This is a genomic window from Bradyrhizobium sp. FW305-F6 (assembly GCF_058782905.1).
In genome coordinates, this window is sequence record NZ_JBYSYD010000011.1 from 36,631 (window position 1) to 54,340 (window position 17,710).

The 17,710-nt window shown below is 60.4% G+C and carries 21 protein-coding genes and 2 pseudogenes; 17 read left to right on the plus strand and 6 right to left on the minus strand.

What is annotated here, in order from left to right:
• The first annotated feature begins 2 nt into the window (after window positions 1-2).
• The 8 genes from AC3WLX_RS34765 (at window position 3) to AC3WLX_RS34800 (ending at window position 5,602) form a co-directional block, all read left to right on the plus strand.
• Window positions 3-1,364 carry a multicopper oxidase family protein gene (locus tag AC3WLX_RS34765; RefSeq protein ID WP_492339229.1) on the plus strand — a complete coding sequence of 454 codons (1,362 nt, stop codon included), beginning with the start codon at window positions 3-5 and terminating at the stop codon, window positions 1,362-1,364.
• Window positions 1,365-1,597: 233 nt separating this feature from the next.
• Window positions 1,598-1,780 carry a hypothetical protein gene (locus AC3WLX_RS34770; RefSeq protein ID WP_492339230.1) on the plus strand — a complete coding sequence of 61 codons (183 nt, stop codon included), beginning with the start codon at window positions 1,598-1,600 and terminating at the stop codon, window positions 1,778-1,780.
• A gap of 130 nt (window positions 1,781-1,910) precedes the next feature.
• Complete coding sequence (locus tag AC3WLX_RS34775; protein ID WP_492339231.1) at window positions 1,911-2,204, plus strand: copper-binding protein; 294 nt, start codon at window positions 1,911-1,913, stop codon at window positions 2,202-2,204.
• 224 nt (window positions 2,205-2,428) lie between these two features.
• Entirely contained in the window at window positions 2,429-2,821 is a 393-nt protein-coding gene (locus tag AC3WLX_RS34780; RefSeq protein WP_492339232.1) for a copper-binding protein, read from the plus strand.
• Window positions 2,802-3,416: a multicopper oxidase domain-containing protein gene (locus AC3WLX_RS34785; protein ID WP_492339250.1), complete on the plus strand. Its 615-nt coding sequence runs from the start codon at window positions 2,802-2,804 to the stop codon at window positions 3,414-3,416. Before AC3WLX_RS34780 ends, AC3WLX_RS34785 begins: the two co-directional genes overlap by 20 nt.
• A gap of 344 nt (window positions 3,417-3,760) precedes the next feature.
• The gene (locus AC3WLX_RS34790; protein WP_492339233.1) at window positions 3,761-4,045 is read left to right on the plus strand and encodes a hypothetical protein; all 285 of its coding nucleotides are present in this window, start codon (window positions 3,761-3,763) and stop codon (window positions 4,043-4,045) included.
• Between the two features lie 51 nt (window positions 4,046-4,096).
• The gene (locus AC3WLX_RS34795) at window positions 4,097-4,714 is read left to right on the plus strand and encodes a c-type cytochrome (RefSeq protein WP_492339234.1); all 618 of its coding nucleotides are present in this window, start codon (window positions 4,097-4,099) and stop codon (window positions 4,712-4,714) included.
• A gap of 627 nt (window positions 4,715-5,341) precedes the next feature.
• Window positions 5,342-5,602, plus strand: a complete 261-nt coding sequence (locus AC3WLX_RS34800; RefSeq protein WP_492339235.1) for a hypothetical protein — start codon at window positions 5,342-5,344, stop codon at window positions 5,600-5,602.
• A 722-nt stretch (window positions 5,603-6,324) separates the two neighbouring features.
• Here AC3WLX_RS34800 and AC3WLX_RS34805 read toward each other — a convergent pair.
• Window positions 6,325-6,570, minus strand: a complete 246-nt coding sequence (locus AC3WLX_RS34805; protein ID WP_492339236.1) for a hypothetical protein — start codon at window positions 6,568-6,570, stop codon at window positions 6,325-6,327.
• Window positions 6,571-6,739: 169 nt separating this feature from the next.
• On the opposite strand from AC3WLX_RS34805, the gene AC3WLX_RS34810 reads away from it, so the two are divergent.
• The 9 genes and pseudogenes from AC3WLX_RS34810 to AC3WLX_RS34850 all read left to right on the plus strand — a co-directional run bounded on the left by AC3WLX_RS34810 (window position 6,740) and on the right by AC3WLX_RS34850 (window position 14,316).
• A complete protein-coding gene (locus AC3WLX_RS34810; RefSeq protein WP_492339237.1) occupies window positions 6,740-6,991 on the plus strand; it encodes a DUF2933 domain-containing protein in 252 nt (83 codons plus the stop codon).
• The gene (locus tag AC3WLX_RS34815) at window positions 6,991-7,668 is read left to right on the plus strand and encodes a methyltransferase family protein (protein WP_492339238.1); all 678 of its coding nucleotides are present in this window, start codon (window positions 6,991-6,993) and stop codon (window positions 7,666-7,668) included. Before AC3WLX_RS34810 ends, AC3WLX_RS34815 begins: the two co-directional genes overlap by 1 nt.
• Before the next feature lie 13 nt (window positions 7,669-7,681).
• The gene (locus tag AC3WLX_RS34820; RefSeq protein WP_492339239.1) at window positions 7,682-8,143 is read left to right on the plus strand and encodes a hypothetical protein; all 462 of its coding nucleotides are present in this window, start codon (window positions 7,682-7,684) and stop codon (window positions 8,141-8,143) included.
• Between the two features lie 58 nt (window positions 8,144-8,201).
• Window positions 8,202-8,890: pseudogene (locus AC3WLX_RS34825) on the plus strand (ABC transporter ATP-binding protein); the annotation flags it as partial.
• A 4-nt stretch (window positions 8,891-8,894) separates the two neighbouring features.
• Entirely contained in the window at window positions 8,895-9,692 is a 798-nt protein-coding gene (locus AC3WLX_RS34830; RefSeq protein ID WP_492339252.1) for a hypothetical protein, read from the plus strand.
• The gene (locus AC3WLX_RS34835; RefSeq protein ID WP_492339240.1) at window positions 9,677-10,552 is read left to right on the plus strand and encodes an FtsX-like permease family protein; all 876 of its coding nucleotides are present in this window, start codon (window positions 9,677-9,679) and stop codon (window positions 10,550-10,552) included. The genes AC3WLX_RS34830 and AC3WLX_RS34835 overlap by 16 nt, the downstream gene beginning before the upstream one ends.
• Window positions 10,553-10,630: 78 nt before the next feature.
• Entirely contained in the window at window positions 10,631-11,395 is a 765-nt protein-coding gene (locus tag AC3WLX_RS34840) for an ABC transporter permease (protein ID WP_492339241.1), read from the plus strand.
• Window positions 11,343-12,416, plus strand: a complete 1,074-nt coding sequence (locus tag AC3WLX_RS34845; RefSeq protein ID WP_492339242.1) for an efflux RND transporter periplasmic adaptor subunit — start codon at window positions 11,343-11,345, stop codon at window positions 12,414-12,416. Before AC3WLX_RS34840 ends, AC3WLX_RS34845 begins: the two co-directional genes overlap by 53 nt.
• A gap of 1,630 nt (window positions 12,417-14,046) precedes the next feature.
• Window positions 14,047-14,316 carry a hypothetical protein gene (locus tag AC3WLX_RS34850; RefSeq protein WP_492339243.1) on the plus strand — a complete coding sequence of 90 codons (270 nt, stop codon included), beginning with the start codon at window positions 14,047-14,049 and terminating at the stop codon, window positions 14,314-14,316.
• A 170-nt stretch (window positions 14,317-14,486) separates the two neighbouring features.
• Here the strand turns inward: AC3WLX_RS34850 and AC3WLX_RS34855 are convergent, their stop codons facing one another.
• The 5 genes and pseudogenes from AC3WLX_RS34855 to AC3WLX_RS34875 all read right to left on the minus strand — a co-directional run.
• On the minus strand, window positions 14,487-14,963 hold the full coding sequence (locus AC3WLX_RS34855) for a four-helix bundle copper-binding protein (RefSeq protein ID WP_492339244.1): 477 nt from the start codon (window positions 14,961-14,963) through the stop codon (window positions 14,487-14,489).
• Between the two features lie 56 nt (window positions 14,964-15,019).
• Window positions 15,020-15,388 carry a hypothetical protein gene (locus AC3WLX_RS34860; RefSeq protein WP_492339245.1) on the minus strand — a complete coding sequence of 123 codons (369 nt, stop codon included), beginning with the start codon at window positions 15,386-15,388 and terminating at the stop codon, window positions 15,020-15,022.
• Between the two features lie 535 nt (window positions 15,389-15,923).
• Entirely contained in the window at window positions 15,924-16,544 is a 621-nt protein-coding gene (locus AC3WLX_RS34865; RefSeq protein ID WP_492339246.1) for a metallophosphoesterase family protein, read from the minus strand.
• Window position 16,545: 1 nt separating this feature from the next.
• Window positions 16,546-17,229, minus strand: a complete 684-nt coding sequence (locus AC3WLX_RS34870; RefSeq protein ID WP_492339251.1) for a 2Fe-2S iron-sulfur cluster-binding protein — start codon at window positions 17,227-17,229, stop codon at window positions 16,546-16,548.
• Between the two features lie 235 nt (window positions 17,230-17,464).
• Window positions 17,465-17,686: pseudogene (locus AC3WLX_RS34875) on the minus strand (FAD-binding oxidoreductase); the annotation flags it as partial.
• Between the last annotated feature and the right edge of the window lie 24 nt (window positions 17,687-17,710).

Consider the following 17,710-nt stretch of genomic DNA (forward strand, 5'->3'; position numbering starts at 1 on the left):
AGATGCTATCGCGAAGAGGATTTATCGGGACGGCGGCACTGGTGAGCACAGGCGCGGTGAGCGGGCGGGTACAGGCCGCTGCTATTCCCGAGGCGCCGATCATGGAGAAGGCAGTGATGCAGCCGCCGCTCCATCCGACGTCGGGCCCGGACTATCGCCCGGTCGTCACGCTGAACGGATGGTCGTTGCCGTGGCGGATGAACGGCGACTGGAAGGAATTCCATCTAATTGCAGAGCCCGTCGTGCGTGAATTTTCCCCAGGGATGAAGGTGCATCTATGGGGATATAACGGTCAGTCTCCTGGCCCGACGATCGAGGCTGTTGAAGGAGACAAGGTGCGCATTTTCGTCACGAACAAGCTCCCCGAGCAGACGACCGTCCATTGGCACGGTGTGCTTCTGCCCAACGGCATGGATGGCGTCGGTGGGCTCAACCAACCCCACATTCCACCCGGCAAGACCTTCGTCTACGAATTCCAGATGAAGCACAGCGGGACATTCATGTATCATCCGCACTCGGACGAAATGGTTCAGATGGCGATGGGCATGATGGGAATGATCGTCGTGCATCCGCGCGATCCCAACTTCCGGCCTGTCGATCGCGACTTCGTCTTTATCATGAGCACCTATCTGATCGACCCTGGCACTTACCTTCCGAAAGTGACGGAAATGACCGACTTCAACATGTGGACTTGGAACAGTCGCGTGTTTCCGGGCATCGATCCGCTCGCGGTGCGGCTAAACGACAAGGTCCGAGTGCGCATTGGCAACCTCACGATGACGAACCATCCTATCCACCTTCACGGGCATAGCTTCTCTGTGAGCTGTACCGATGGAGGCTGGGTACCCGAAAGCGCGCAATGGCCGGAAACAACGATCGATGTACCGGTCGGTGCCATCCGCGCGTTCGATGTTGTCGCTGACAATCCTGGCGACTGGGCATTCCACTGCCACAAGTCGCACCACACCATGAATGCGATGGGACACGACGTCCGAAATTTCATCGGCGTGTCGAAGAAGGATCTTGCAAAAGCCGTCGGGAAGCTCGCGCCCGACGCGATGGTCATGGGATCGACAGGTATGGCGATGGGGGAAATGGAAATGCCCGCACCGGATAACACGTTACCCATGATGACCGGCTCTGGCCAATTCGGTCCAATCGAGATGGGGGGAATGTTCACAGTGATGAAAATCCGCGAGGGTTTGGCGCAGGACGACTATAGCGATCCGGGCCCCTACAAATATCCTGCCGGAACTGTCGCCTTTGAAGTCGCCGCACCTTCGGAACAACCAATGCGCAAGGATAAGCCTGCGAGTATTCCAAAAGAGGGCGTCATGAAGGCAAAGAAGCGCATGAAGGGATGAATGGCATGCAGTATCAGGTATTACCGGCCGCCTCGGCAACACAGAGGGAAAAGGCATGAAACATGCCACGTCTCTCATCGCGCTGGCTGAGCTGACGCGGATCACCGCCATTGCGTCGCAGACGAGGGTCCTAAGGGTCACAGCCACGACGACTCTCTTCCAGCGGGGGAACCCGACGATCCTAAGAAGCCGGCGCGCGTGGTACAGGCCACGATGGGCGAAATGGAGGATCGATGATGTACATGCCTGCGCCGATCCAAGTGGGTTCGCCCTCCGCAACAACGGTGAATTTGAAAGAACTCGTCGATGCCACGAGCAGCGAGAACCTGAAGCATATCGAAGCCATGAAGACACATCCAACATGGAGCAGGACGATCCAAATGCAAGGCGGCCTCTCCCGAAAGACGGCGGAATGAGATCGTTTGAAAAAACAAAACCGAGCAATTCGAGTGTGCATATCTGATTTCGGGCCTCGGGAGCCCGGCACAATCGGCACTTTGACCTGAAGTAATCCACTGAGTAACGACCATAGCAACAAGGATTCAAATGAGAACTCTGAAGATCGCCATCGTCATTGCCTCGATCGTCACCTCCGCCGCCCCTGCACTCGCGCAGAACGCCATGGTCCAGGGTGAAGTTAAAAAGATCGATGCCGCCGCTGGAAAAATCACGCTCAAACACGGACCGATCAAGAATCTGGAGATGGACGCAATGACGATGGTCCTGCGCGTCAATCATCCGGACATGCTCAAGAACCTGAAGGTAGGCGACAAGGTCAAGTTCGAAGCCGAGCGCGCTTCGGAGGGAGTGACCATCACGAAGATGCAAAAGTCCAAGTGAACGGGTTGGCTCGAACACGCGAAAGCGGAAGCGAAACAGCTGGCGCGCGCCGATGGCGTTAGCACAGATTCAACCAAAGAACGGAGTTTCAATATGATTGCACAAACTTGCGACGCGCTCTGAGTTGCTTGTGGAAAATCAAAGCTCTCGCTGTGCAATGATGCATCGATCGATGACGCCCTATCGAGCGCCCGTGCGCGGCCGGCAAAGAGGAGGAGATAATCGTGCGCCAAGCAGTCGTTTTTGTAGCGATAGCGTTAGGCTCCGCAGCTGGGATCATGTCTGCAGCGGCCCAAACGCTGACAAGCACGCCCAGCGAGTGGATGGAAAAGCTGAATCGGGAGCACAGATACCTTGTTTCTCCATCGGGACACGTGCATGCGAAAGGTCAGATCAAAGCTATCGACTCGGGTTTGGGCGCGGCTCCTTCAGTCACCATTCTTACGGAAGATATGCAAAGTGCCGACGGCAGCATTAGGATGCAGGCTATGGAAATGCCGTTCCATGTCACGAACCGTCGAATGCTGAAAGATCTGCGGCCCGGGGACTTCGTGCAATTTGAAGTGGCTCGGCTACGAAACGCAGTGATGATCACCAATATTCGGAAGTCCCGCTGAGCCACGACCGCTTGCCGAACGAAGATGTGTTGTCGCCGACAACCCACGAGATTGGGCCTTCCACTGTCACAAGTCGCACCACACGATGAACGGGATAGATCATTATCTCCGAACGCTTATGAGCCTCCCGAAGCAGGCCATTGCAATGGCTGCCAAGAAGCTGGCTCCGAATTCGATGGCGATGGGCTCGACTGGCATGGCAGTGGGAGAGATGAAATGCGACTCCCAGACAACACTCTGGCTAGGGATGTATCCGCGATCCCCGGCCGGGCAGATTCCCGGCAGGCCCTGTTGCCTTACGAAATTAATCCCCTCTCACCGAGCCCACGCAGCAGAACACGCTTGCAGCGCCTCACCCCCCGAAAACCGCTGCAATTCTATGAAGGGGGGGGTGAAGATGTATCGCCGGGATCGAAGGCCGCCGAAGGCAAGAAGTTTGCTTTCTTATGAAGAAGGTCGCGACCATTGGGTACTGCCCGCATGCCTTCGTTGGCTGACCCTACACTCGCCGAAATCTTCATCGGTGCTCGCCGGCTCGACCCCATTCGGGGCCGCCGCATGGTTAATCGTCGTCATGAAAAACCACGAAACCTAAACCGAAAGGAGAACTACATGAGAATCTTTCGTACGACGGCCCGAGCGGCTATCTTCGTGGCTTTGCTGCCCACTGCAGCGGCCGCAGAGATCAATGGCGAGGTGACCGAAGATCGACGCGAGCGCAGGAAGGATAACCCTCAAGCACGGACCCGCAAAGAGTCAAGAATACTCGCTCCAGCAGGTGGTGGTCGGAGACAAAGGTAAGTTTGTTGCCGAGAATACGGATGGCGGCATCACAGCGACGAAGCTCCAGGAAAGCAATATTTGACGCTGCTAGGCTGGTGCGACGGCGGCCCACCTGAGGTATGTCTCGCCAAAACAAAGTATGCAACGGAGAAATACATGACGACCTTGTTGAAGTGGACCGCGTCTGCGATTAGCACAATCTATTTTGCAGTCATCTCAACCACGCCGCTGACTTCTGTCTTGGCTCATGAGGGCCACAAGATGGAGTGCAGCGAGGCTTCCATCAAGACGTTGAAGGCCGATGTTCAAGCGATGCCGAACGGCGAGGCGAAGAAAATAGCCGCAAACGAAATGAAGGCAGCGGAAGAGATGATGCAGAAGAAGGATTTGAAAGCGTGTGTGGTGCATCTGCAGAACGCCATGGAAGCAACGGAGAAGTAGCAGATTGGTTTGCACCAAGGTTTCCCTCTGTGAACAGGTCGCGGTGACAGCATGATCAGTTTATCTGAATTGCACGCGAGGCGGCCACGGCTCACTGTCGCGTGGATCGTTCTCGGTATTCTCGTGTCAATTGTCGCCGGTGGGTGGTTGTTCGTCCGTAGTGGTGCCTTCGATATCGCCGCCGATACTCCCCACAGTCAGCCGGTGTATTGGCTAATGCAAAAGGTGAGAGAATACTCGATCGCTGTACGCGCCTCCGATCCAGTCCCGAAGGACCTCGATGACGGAAAACGCATCGCATCGGGTGCCGGCCAATATGCGGAAATGTGCGCTACCTGCCACCTAGCGCCCGGCATGAAGCGAACTGAGATCAGCCGGGGTCTCTATCCGAGAGCGCCCGAACTTAGGCGCGGAAGTAGCCTCACGCCGGTTGAGGAATTCTGGGTAATCAAGCATGGAATCAAGATGACCGGAATGCCCGCTTGGGGTCCAACGCATGAGGATGAGGTTCTTTGGGATTTGGTCGCTTTCTTGCGGAAAATGCCGAAGCTCACCGCAGAACAGTATCAAGAGCTCGTGAGAAGTGCTCCGAGGACGCATGATCAGATGATGCAGCAAAAGGAAGAAGAGGGCGAGAACCAACATGTCGGACATGGCGCGCACAAATAGCTTAATTCCTGCGGACTTTTGTGGAGAACCAATTGCCGCCTATTTCGTTGCGAATCGAGCATTGCCGCTTAGTTCCTTGACTGCGGCTAAGCCACTGCTCGGCAGTCGTAACCCTCGACGGCCAAGCTATGTCGTGAGCAAGGCAGCCGGAGACTGCATAAGTTGAGCGGCGGGCTAAGGCAGCCAATTGGCACCTCGCAGACGGCCGTTTCCGCCCCAACCGTAGGCGATCGTCAGGCGGAGTCCGATACTGGGACTGTGCTGTTCGAGCGCGGCGCTTGCGTGCGGATTTCACGCACGCGTCCGCCGGGTCGGTGCGCGTCAATGGCACCGCGTCGGCAGGCAGCACCCCTGGCGTGAGGGCGGAGCCTCCGACCGCAAGAAGACCGGTACGGAGTAGAAAGCCTCCGTACCGCCTCACTGACGGCGGCCGGCGTCGCTCCAAATTGCGAAAACATATCGCACGTTGAGCATTCATGCCTTCAATTCGTGCATTCGCTCCTAGTTCTCTGAGGGCGTTCGTTGATCTGGCTCAACTGCATCGCTCGCGGATCACGCTTTCATTGTTTCCGGATCAGAAATCTGGTTTGATGGCTTTCGACTGAATTGATCAGGGAGGGATTAGAGATGAACGCCCACAAGTTGTTTGTTGCTGCTGCCATTTTAAGCGTGGTTGCGCTTCCGGCTATGGCGCAGTCTACCCCGTCCGCAGACGACAAGAGTGGCGGCCACCACTATACAGGGGGACCGAAGGCCGAGCCGCACCACATGGGGAAGAAAGAAAGCACGGGTTCGAAGAGGAAGAGCAAGTCCGGCGGCAGCCATCACTATGGCGGCGGACCGAAGACCGACGTGCCGCACCACATGGGGCCTAAGAAGGACCAATAATTCGAAATCAGAGATCCTCCGAGCAAGTCGGAGGATCTCTGTCCGACGTCGGGGCTAGCTGAGCTCCGCTCTGTTTTCGCCCGTTCAGGAATCAGGGTTAAGTTTAGCGCCTAGATGGTGGCTGGCTCGATCGCCAATCGTTTCCAATTAATATCATGAAGAGCGCGGCCTGCCTGAAAGAGACCGCAGTCAACCAACAGCCGATGGAAGGCCGCAACCATCCCAGGCTGGTCAATTGCTTTTCGAGGGATGTTGGTCCATGCCCCGTTCTTCATGGATGCAATCGGGTGTAGCCACAATCGGCAAACAGCATTGATCCGGACAGATTGCAAACACCATAAATTTAAGTAATACGATAAGCCTGAAATTGTCTCTTCTCGGTGGCGCGGGGGTGGGGCGATGGACGACGAAAGGCAAGGGCCATCTCGTCGGCCGTTCGGGGCCGGACCATTTGGTCGAAGGCGGTGCCTTTGTGCCGGATCCGCAGATCAGCGACAAGGGGAGCGAGCTCATTTTCCAGGGCGCGCATGCCGGATGGCTGATGGGCTGGGCTGAATCGTGCGGTGGATATGCACCACCGCACGGCCCGCGGCCGCATTCCGTCGATCTAATTGGAGCCGAACGCCGTTGCTGAACGAAGCGCACGTAGCGTCGTTTGCCGTTATCCCATCCATGCTTCGCGCCGTCGGATAACGCTGTCCTAGGACACTTACTTCAGACACTTACTTCTTGTCGCCCATGTGGTGCGGCGTCGAGGTGTTCGGCCCGCCCGTGTAGTGGTGGCCGCCCGACGCGCCATCCTTCGAGGCGCCCATCGTGCCCTTCTTGCCCATATGGTGCGGCACTTCCGTCTTCGGGCCTCCATTGTAGTGGTGACCGTTCTTTTCCTTGTCCGTGGTCTGCGCCATCGCGGGAGCAACCAGCAGCGAAACGACGGCAACGGCAGCAAAAAGCTTATTCCTGATCATCTTCAATTCTCCAGCTTCCATGATCGTCACATTAGGGCGCGCTTTCCGGACGGTCTTGATCTACCTCAAAAAAGGAGCGCTTTCAGCCGCGCTATAGAAATCTTGATGTGCCTCAAAGCCGAGGCCCTCGAGCCGAGTAGCCTGGACCTGCTGAAAAGGAGGCGCGGCAATGAGCGTTGAGGGTTCTGCAGGAGGCCAAAAGCGCGCCTACCGAAACATGTCGACAAAAGCACGCGTGGGTTTGGCGTTCGCTGCCTTCGCCATCGTCGCCGGCGCGCTGCTGTTCACCGAACACCGGGCCCACTTGCTCGGGTTGCTGGTCTGGCTGCCGCTCCTGGCCTGTCCACTGATGCACTTCTTCATGCACGGGGGGCACGGTCACCGTCACGGCGGCAGGCCAAACGATTCAAGGAGCGTGTGATGCACGACACTGCGCCCGCTTACGGCCTTTGGAGCCTCGTCATCGTCAATTCGGCGGTGTTCATCCTGTTCGCCTACAGCTTCTTCAAGCCGCAGACGTCGCGGGACTGGCGCTCCTTCGGCGCCTTCAGCGCGTTCCTAGTGGCGCTGTTCTTGGAGATGTACGGCTTCCCGCTCACCATCTACTTCCTGTCCGGCTGGCTGCAGTCGCACTATCCGAACGTCGACTGGTTCTCACATGACGCGGGTCACCTGCTCGAGATGATGTTCGGCTGGAAGACCAATCCGCACGCCGGGCCCTTCCACATACTGAGCTTCATCTTCATCGGCGCCGGCTTCGTCCTGATATCCGCCGCCTGGCGGGTGCTGTACGACGCGCAGCAGACCCGCAGCCTGGCGACCACCGGCCCCTACAGCTACGTCCGCCATCCGCAGTACGTCGGCTTCATCCTTGTCATGTTCGGCTTCCTGCTGCAGTGGCCGACGATCCTCACGCTGGCGATGTTTCCGGTCCTGACGATCATGTACGTGAAGCTTGCGAAGAACGAGGAACTGGATGCCAGCTCGGAGTTCGGCGAGGCCTATGCGAAGTACGCCGCGGAGGTCCCGGGCTTCATTCCGCGCCTGAGCCGAATTCTCGGGCAGGGCTCCAGCGGCAGCAGCTATCGTCCCGGCTGATCGGGCGGCAACGATGCGCGACACACGCGAGTGCTGGCGACCATCCTCGATGCTCTTGGCGGCCTCCGGTGTTCTGCTGATCGGCGTCGGCAGCTACTTCCCTCTCCTCCGGCCCCCGTTGCTGCCGGAGGACATCCGTTACATGAGCCTTACCCGGGCCGAATTGCAGTCGATCGGGCCGAGGCTGACTTCGTGGCTCACCCACGTATTCCGCGTCATGGGCGGCCACGTGGCCGAGACGGGGGTGCTCGCGCTCACGCTGGCGTGGACCTCCTTCGGCAGTCGTCAGGCGGTCGCTGCGGCCGGCGCCGGGATCGCCGGCGGGCTCTCGATCGGATTGATGGCCGTCGTCAACTTCATGATCCATTCCGATTTCAAGTGGGCGCTGCTCGCCATGGCGCTGGTCTGGGCGGCGAGCATCGCGACGTTCGTCCGTGAAACCGCCGTGGCTCCGGAGGCGCGCCCGAGAGTCTGACCTACGTCAATACCGGAGCGGCGGATCCGGCCGACAATCCCTTCTTGAATGGGCAGCCATGAGCGACGCCGTATTCACCGCCAAGGGACTGACGAAGACCTACGTCTCCGGCGAGATGACGGTGCATGCCCTCAACGAGGTCGACCTCGAAATCGCCGAGAAGGAAGTTGTCGTCCTGCTCGGCCCCTCCGGCAGCGGCAAGACCACGTTACTCAATATCATGGGTGGCCTCGACCGGCCGTCCAGCGGCAGGCTGTTCTTCCGCGATGTCGATCTGACCGATCTCGAAGATCGCGAGCTGACGAAGTACCGCCGCGACCACGTCGGCTTCGTCTTCCAATTCCACAATCTGGTGCCGAGCCTCACCCCGTACGAAAACGTGGCGTCGCGAAGGACCCGATGCGGCCTGCCGACGCTCTTGGGCTGGTCGGGCTGGAAGAACGGATGCACCACTTTCCTGCCCAACTTTCCGGCGGCGAGCAGCAGCGGGTCGCCATCGCCCGTGCGATCGCGAAGCGCCCGGCGGTGCTGCTGTGCGATGAGCCGACCGGGGCACTGGATTCGAAAACCGGCATTCGCGTCATCGAGGCGCTGCTCGGGATCAACCGCCAGTTCGGCACCACGACGGTGATTATCACGCACAACGCGAGCATCCAGGAGGTCGCCGATCGCGTGCTGTTTTTCGCCGACGGTCGGATCTCCCGCATCCGGAAGAACGAAAGCCGGCGGCAAGCCGCCGAGCTCGCACGACATGACGGCGCTGGACATCAAACTGTTTCGGGACGTCAGGCGGCTCTGGGCTCAGGTGCTCGCCGTCGCACTGGTGGTCGGCGGCGGCGTCGCGACGCTGGTGCTCGCGGTCGGCTCGCATCGATCGCTGGAGGAGACGAGGATCGCGTATTATGAACGGTACGGCTTCGCCGATGTGTTTGCCCAGACGAAGCGGGCACCCGAGGCACTCGCCGACAGGATAGGCGAGATACCCGGCGTCGCAACGGTCGATACCCGCATCGCCAAGCCGGCGCTGCTCGACATTCCCTGCTTCTCCGAGCCGGCCAGCGCACAGTTCGTATCACTGCCGGACAAGGGCGAGCCGCACCTCAATCGGCTCTACCTGCGCTCAGGGCGGCTTCCAGAGCCGGGGCGGACCGAGGAAGTGGTCGTAAACGAGCCGTTCGCCCGCGCCCACGGCTTCTCGGAAGGGGCGCGGTTCTCCGCCATCCTGAACGGCAAGAAGCGCGAGCTCGTCATCGTCGGCACCGCGCTCTCTCCGGAGTTCGTCTACACCGTCAGACCCGGCGACCTGATGCCGGACGACCGCCGCTACGCCATCGTATGGATGTCCGAGAAGGCTCTCGCCGGTGTCTATGATCTCGACGGCGCCTTCTCCGCGGTGTCCGTCAAGCTGCAGCCCGGCGCTTCCGAGCGCGAGGTGATCGCACGGCTCGACGCCTTGCTCGACCCGTACGGCGGCCAGGCCGCCCACGGCCGGAAGGACCAGACCTCGCAGCCTGGCTCGATCATGAGCTCGACATGCTCAACAACATGAGCCGCACGCTGCCGCCGATCTTTCTGCTGGTGACGGCGTTCCTGGTCAATCTTACCCTGACCCGCCTAGTCGCGCTCGAACACGAGCAGATCGGTCTCCTGAAGGCGCTCGGTTACGCGGACGGCAGCATCGTGCTGCACTACTTCAAGTTCGTGGCGCTGATCGTCGCGCTCGGCATCATCATCGACGGCGTCGTCGGTACCTGGCTGGGATTGCGCGTCACCGCGCTGTTGGGCGACTTCTTCCACTTCCCGTTCCTGGTGTTCGCGAAGGCGCCGGATCTATACGTCACCGCCGGGGCGCTCAGCGCCGTCGCTGCGGCCGTCGGTGCGTTCCGCGCTCTGCGGGAAGTAGTGAAGCTGCCGCCGGCCGTCGCCATGCAGCCGCCGGCCCCGCCGGTGTATCGGCGGCTGCTGCCGGCAAGCATCGAACTCGACAAGATCGTGTCGCAGCCGACGCTCATGATGGCCCGCAACATCGCGCGGCACCCGGTGCGGGCGGCGTTCGCCGCGCTGCATGGCGCTGGCGACCGCGATACTGGTCGTATCGCTGTTCACGCGGGACACGATGGAGCAACTCATCGACGTCACCTACTTCCTCGCCGACCGGCAGGACGCGACCATCGGCTTTTCCGAGAAGCGGATCGAGAACGTGGTGCAACAGGTGAACCGGCTTCCGGGCGTTCTTGCCGCCGAGCCATTTCGCGAGGTGCCGATCCGGATCCGCCATGGCAACGTCGAACGGCGGATCACGATCAGCGGCCGACCCGCCGACGCCGATCTCAGGCGCATCATCGACGCCGACCTCCGGCCCGTCGTGCTTCCGCGGACGGATCTCGCCATCTCCGCCATGCTCGGTGAATCCTCGGGGCAGCGGCGGGTGATACGGTCGAGATCGATCTGCTGGAGGGAGCCCGTCGCACTGTGACGATGCCGATCGTGGCCACCGTCGAGGACTATTTCGGTATCCACGGAATGATGGACGTCGACGCGCTCCGCAAGCTGATGCGCGAAGCCCCCGTCGTGAACAGCGTGAACCTCAGCCTCGACGAGATCCGCAAGGAGGACTTCTACGCCGCGGTGAAGTCCATGCCGACGGTCGGCGGCGTGGCGCTGCAGCGCGTGTCGCTGGCGAACTTCCGCAAGACCGTCGCGCTGCTCGTCACCACGATGGCGAGCATCTACGCCGGACTCGCGGCCGTGATCGCATTCGGAGTGGTCTATAATAACGCCCGGATCTCGCTTTCCGAGCGGGCGAGGGAATTGGCCAGCCTGCGCGTACTCGGCTTCACGCGCGGCGAGGTCCTGCGGATCCTGCTGCTCGAGCTGGCCATACTGACGCTGATCGCACAGCCGCCCGGTTGGTTGATGGGCTACGGGCTCGCTTGGGTCATGAAGACGAACCTCGCCGGCGAACTGATGCGCGTCCGCCTGGTCGTCGAGCATTCGACCTACGTGGTCGCCACGTCCGTGGTGGTGCTGGCCGCCATCGCCTCCGCAGCCGTCATCCGCCGACGCATCGACAACCTGGACCTCGTCGCGGTCCTCAAGAGCCATGCCGACACATTGGACCAAACGGATCATCGGCGCCGCGGTTTTGGCCGCGATCGCGGGAGGCTTGGCTTGGTTCGCTTGGCCTCGACCGGTTCTGGTGGACCTCGCGACCGTCGCGAAGGGGCCGATCGAGGTCACGGCGGACGATGACGGCAAGACGCGGGTCCGCCACGTCTACACGGTCTCGGCGCCGATTGCCGGCAAGGTGCTCAGGATCTCGCATCCGCTCGGCGAGCACGGGCCTTCGCTCCACGTCGGCGACGAGGTCGTGGCCAACCAGACCGTCATCGCGCTGATGCAACCGACGTTGCCGGGCTTCATCGATGTACGCTCGCGCGATCAGCTCCAGGCGGAGGTCCTTGCCGCGGACGCCGCCATCCAGCAGCAGGAAGCCGAGGTGGAACGGATCGAAGCCGCGCTGGACTTCTCGAGGACCGAATTCCAGCGCGCGCAAACGTTGCTGCGGACGCAGTCCACTTCGGCTCAGGCCTTCGACAAGGCGAAGTTCGAGGTGGCCACCAACGAGGCGAAGCTGGCGACTGCGAAGGCCCAGGTCGACATGCGTCGCGCGGTGCGTACCAGCCTGGCAGCCCGGTTGATGGAGCCCGCCAACGCCGCCCCGTCGGGGGAGCCGACCTGCTGCGTCCGGGTGCTCGCGCCGGCGAGTGGACGGGTGCTGAAAATCGTCCAGGACAGCGAGGCTACCGTCCTGCCCGGGACGCCCCTTGTCGATATCGGCAACCCGCTCGATCTGGAGGTGGTGGCCGATCTGCTCTCGACCGACGCCGTCCAGATCAAGGTCGGCGCCGCCGCGCGGATCGACGGCTGGGGCGGACAGCCCATCAAGGGGAAGGTGGTCCGCGTGGACCCGGCGGGATTCCTGAAGGTCTCGGCCCTCGGCATCGAGGAGCAGCGGGTGCGGGTGACCATCGACTTCGCTGAGCCGCCCGAGGCGTGGGCCTCGCTGGGGCACGACTACCGGGTCGTCGTTCACGTGACGATCTGGAGCGCTCCGGACGCCCTAACCGTGCCGGTGAGCGCCTTGCTCACGAAAGGCGACGAGTGGGCTGTTTTCGCGGACGGCGGCGGCCGCGCCAAAGCTGTCCCCGTGACCATCGGGTATCGAAACAACCGAGTTGCCGAGGTTCTGTCCGGGCTCGCGGCGGGCTAGCGGGTGGTGCTGTACCCCAGCGACCGCGTCGTCGATGGAGACAGGATCGCACAGCGGGACGGGCAGTGAAGCGGGAGCGCTGGACCACTGTGGCCCAATCTGCCTTCATAGTGGCACCCGAATTACCGTCGGAATGGCGATCGCCCCATTGATCTCGGCGGTCGCGGGAGTAGAGGGTGGGGCGTTGCGTGGATGGATCGAAGTCGGCCTGACGATCGCGCTCGGAGAAACTCCATAAGGTTGATGTATGCTCGCTTGCGAGCGCGCTCAAAAGGCGCCTGCTTCTCTCTTTTGCGCAGGGGGAGTTTTTCGTCTACCGCTGGTCAAGTCGTGTCCTGGATGAGACCGAAGCAGCTATCGGATAAATCTTGAGCGGCAAAGACTTTGGCGATGCCAGAGCGGGCGCGCTCCAGCATCGGTTGCGGATTTTAATAACTCCTTCCCGGTAAGCGAATCAGCCCGATCCCGATGATCACCATGCTGTTGCTGCGGCGGCCAACTCAAGCCGCAATGATCGTAACGGAAACCTTAAGGACTTTCGGGCGGCAGTTCTTTCCGGTCTGAACATGGAGGTAAAATCCGAAGACGCTTTCATTGTGGATATTATCGCACTCGACGAAGCTCGCGCCGTTGCAGCCATTCGGCGTAGGCGCGTGAAACCGGGACTGACGCTCGGCGGAGTTATTGCTCATGATGGAGGCTGCGGGACTGATTGAGGCGGTTGACGTGCTAAGCCACATGTCGAAGCCTTTGCCAATCACGGCTCAGCAACAAACTAGACGGGCTTTGGCAGCACGATTGTGATCCGAAAAAACAATTCGGATCTTCCATAATTTAGTTGTACGAAGAGCGGCGCGGCCAACGACGAGTAATTACCAGCGGCAGCCATCATTACAGCGGCGGCCCGCGTGAGCCCCACCACATTGGGCCGAAATAGTGATCGGCAATAAGACTACTTTCGTCTGGCTCGATTCATAGGCCATCCCCGGAGGCCTCCGGTGCAGCGAGGTAGGAGCCGGCGAATTTTGCAACCAATTAACAGGGTTGCGGTAGCACATCAGTGAGTAGGCTAGGATCTACCGGTCCTAGCCTGCCGCTTCCCTCATCTCGAATGCACCGTTTTCGCGTCCCTGGCGAACTCGACTGAAATCTTGGTGTAGGGTCAAAATCCGGCATAAGGAATTTCTTGGCGTCAAATTGGTAACTTGCTCATCTCGCGGCAACGTTCGGCCCAATCACGGCAGGTTCGTGCCCACAGCGCCATCCGTTCGCCTCTTTCATTAGCTCGCCCTTGTGCGCGTAAGCGACGCTAGGCTGTCTTGAACGCCGCGACAGCGAATTCGCCGTTTCTCACACATCTCTGCGAAAGTTAAGTGCAGCCGCGTCCGGAGCTCAGACGAAACCTTAAAACCGCCGGCCCCAGGCCCCTCTCCGTTTGCAGGCCGTCGGGCCATGCGTTGTTTGATCTAGATCAAGCAACGGGGGAGCGAACGGTAATTTGCTCGGTTCAGAGCGAAGCGGAAAAGTTCGTTATGGCCCAGGATCTCATGGTCGACTCTCGTTTCTCGCACGCGCACCTGCCATTTTCGTTGCAGGACCCGGGCAGACCGATGTGCTGGTCATAATGGGAGTGTTCCTGATCCTGTTCAATTTCATGACTGGCGTCCTGATGTTGCGGCTGCATCACTTGCCGGAGCACATCGCTCAGAAACAGCAGAAGATCCAATATCAGCTCGTTGCGGTGCTAGGACTTCTAGGGATGTTCACTCACGAAAACCTGTTCTGGATTGCGGGCTTGCTTTTGGCCATGATCGATCTCCCCGATTTTACGGGCCCACTAAACCAAATCTCAAGCTCGGTCGAACGAATCGCTTCGAGGAGAACGTCGAGCCGTCAGTGAAGGCAGGTCGACGAGAAGGAGCCGCCCTCTACTCCGGCGAGCATCTTCATAGGATTTACCGGGCGTAGGCCGCCCGGTTCTCTCACCTCCGAATGGACCGTTTTCGCGCGGCTGGCGAACTCGACTGAAATCTTGGCGTGGATCAAAACCGGGCCAAGAAATTTTTAGCGTCAAATCGGTAACTTGCTCATCTCGCGACAATGGTTGGCGCAATCGCGGCAGGTTCGAGCGCATAGTGCCATTCGTTCGTCCTCTTTCATTGCCTCGCACTCTTGCGCGCAAGCATCGCAAAGTTGCGCACATGCGATGCAAACGGCGCCATGCTGTGGCGAACGTCGCAATAGCGAATTCGCGGTTTTCTCACACATCTCTGCACAGTCAGCCAATAGCGTCATATGTGTCCGCATGACATGCATGCCGCCTTTTTCGAGACAGTAACGCTCTGTTTCCAGGCACATGACATGAGAACGCCAGCAACTTTCGACGCAAGTCTGCAGGCTCATCGCCCCCGCGGCCATGCTTGCCATGGGTGGCATCGTGGAGCTTGTCGGCTGAGCACTGACGTAGCGGACGGAAGCCGCGAATGCGGAAATCATGGTGAGAGAAGAAAGAATTCGGCGGCGGTTCAACATAGAAGTTTCCTCCATGGTTACAGTGTGCGCGACATGAGCCTGAGAGCCAGGTATAACCCGGGATATCGCGACTAGTGATGTTTGTACCAGCCGGCTCCCTTGATATCGTTCCAGGCGTCGGTCTGGTGGCAGAGATGGCACTGCTCAACGCGCGCTGACATTTGACCGGCGACGGTCTTCGAGATCATTTGGAAGTGCCCCATATTGTGGCTCGGCGGGGGCTGGTGACACTGCGCGCAATCCTCGGAGCGCGGTGATGGATGCTTATATCCCGCGATCTTCCAAGTTGCAGTAGCATGACAGTCGGCACATTCGCGCCCGAACAGCGAGCCGACCGTGCCGCTCGACGCCGGTCCGCAACAGCCCGCAGATGTGCCGTCGCGATGAGGATTGCGATTGCTGTGGCAGGCAAAGCAATCCAGCGCATCGGTGTCGCTCACTGGGTGTCCGCCTGTAACCCCCGCCAGAAAGTGACGGATTTCAGACATCGCGGTCGTATCGCTCTTCGGCCATGTTGGCGAGGATCCGTTGATCGCCTTCTGCCATCCTAGCCGTGCGAGAAGGGTGTGATCCACTTCGGTCGGGCGGATAGCCGCTCCCCGATGCTCGATGTGGCATCCCCCACACTCCTGTACGGTCGCGTGGAATGCGGTCGACTGTTTCGCAAGCACAGGAGCGTCAGTGGTGTGGCAGGTGAGGCAGGATGCCGCCTCGATGCCTCGTTGGGGGGTGTGGCAAGACTCGCATTGCGAGTTCAAAAACCCGTGCGCTGCCGATAGCGGCCCCGGGCTTGCGGCAGTGGCCCATACGGGAAGCGCTGTCGAGCCCGACCGGTAGATGACCACGGGCACGAGTACCGCGGCTGCAAGACCGCGAACGCCGAGCGCAAGGTAGATTGCTGAAGTGATCTTCACCTGAGCCACCGTAGTCCGAAGTAGATGCCATTCCAGATGTGCAATGCCAAAAGCGGATACATCACGATCGCAGCCCCGACGTGCAGCACTTCCACCGGGACAAGGCGCGCTTGAGAGTTTCCCGCGAAGTGATGGAGTGTTCCAGGTCGGCGATGGCGCCTAGTAGGCCCGGGAGCGGTACGATGGCCAGAGCAGCCACTGCAGGGGAAGAAGGACCGCCGGCTAAAGCGCCCGCAACCGCGTCATAGCGCGTCCTGAGCACTGCCAGCATGCTCTGCTTGTCGCGCAGGTCGGTGCCCAACTGCACCAAGTAGTAACGCCCGATGAATCCGCTGAACACAACGAAGAGCATCGACGAGACGAGGGCAATCCCGAGCGGGCTGGAAAACTTGTGCCCGCTGTGGATGATACCAAACAGCGCGCCCACGACACCCGCGTAGACGTGGAACGAAAGCACCAATCGCAACGATGCGTGCTTGGTCACTTGCTGCTTAAGCCACGCAATGCGCTTGACTAACGAGTAGATCAGCAGAAGGACGAGCAGGGTGGCTCCGGCGATGCCGAGCAGGTTGCCGGCCATACTCCCGGGGAAGCGGGGAGCTGCGTGCAATAGAAAGCCGGGAACGATTAGCGCGAGGACGCTCACGAGCGCGCCGACCGTGAGTTTCTCGGTCTCGTTCACCTCAGGCGTCCACGACAAGGGCGCCGGCAGACTTCGCCTGGCACGCCAAGATGATGCCCCGCGCCATGTCCGCAGGGGGAAGCCCTTCCTCTACCTCCATCGTTACAGAGCCCTTGAGCAGCGGCACCACGCACGTTCCGCAAGTCCCCACCCGACAGGAGAAGTCGATGGCCACGCCGATCGCCTCGGCCGCCTCGACTACGGACTGATCCGGAGCGAGCGGCCCCGTCTTGCCGGACTTGCTGAATTGGACCTCTACCTGTGCAGAGGGAACGGCCGGTGCGGCCTTGGTGGCTGCGGCTGGAGCCCCGAGCGTCGGGACACCCTCGGTGGCTGCGGCTGGAGCCGCGGGCGTCGGAGCACCCTCAGAAGTTGCTGGCGTCGGTGCGGGGACCGCGGTCGGAGCGGGCGGGCCGGGAGTTACGGCCGGCGCCGGCGCAGCACCCAGGGCTGGGCCGAATGCCTCCGTCTTTATTTTCCCCCTGGCGACGCCGAGTTCGAGAAGCTGCGCCTTTACTGCCTCCATCATGGGTGGCGGGCCGCAGACATGGACCCTGCGCCGGGCGATATCGGGCACGGCGTGAGCGATGAACTCCTTCGAGATATACCCAACCGTCCCCGTCCACGAGGTTCCCTCGGCGCGTGCCATCGTTGCTGAGACGTGCAGGTTCCTGTGCCGCTTCACAAGATAGTCGAGCTCCTCGCGGAAAATGAAATCCTGCGGGGGTACGCGCCGCGTAAAGGAAAAAGATGTCTCCCGGAAAGGCGCTGTCTGTCAGATAGCGAACGATGCACATGAGGGGAGTGATACCCACGCCGCCTCCGATAAGGACGATGCTGTCGGCCTCCGCGCTCGTGAAAGTGAAGACGCCGGAGGGACCCGATACTTCGATACGGTCCCCGATGACAACATGGTCATGCAGATACCGGGATTCGGCGCCCTGCTCCTCTCGCTTGACGGTAATCTCGGCGTAGTGGTGCTGCGTCGGCGACGAGGCGATCGTGTAGGATCGACGGATGGGCTTTCCGTCGATTTCCGCTGAAAAGGTGAGAAACTGGCCTGGTATGAAGGTGAACGGGATGGCACCAGTGCGGATTCCGATCGATGTCGCCCAGGATTCCGAGATGATCTCGCCCACCATTCCGATTTGAAGTCGCCCACCCGT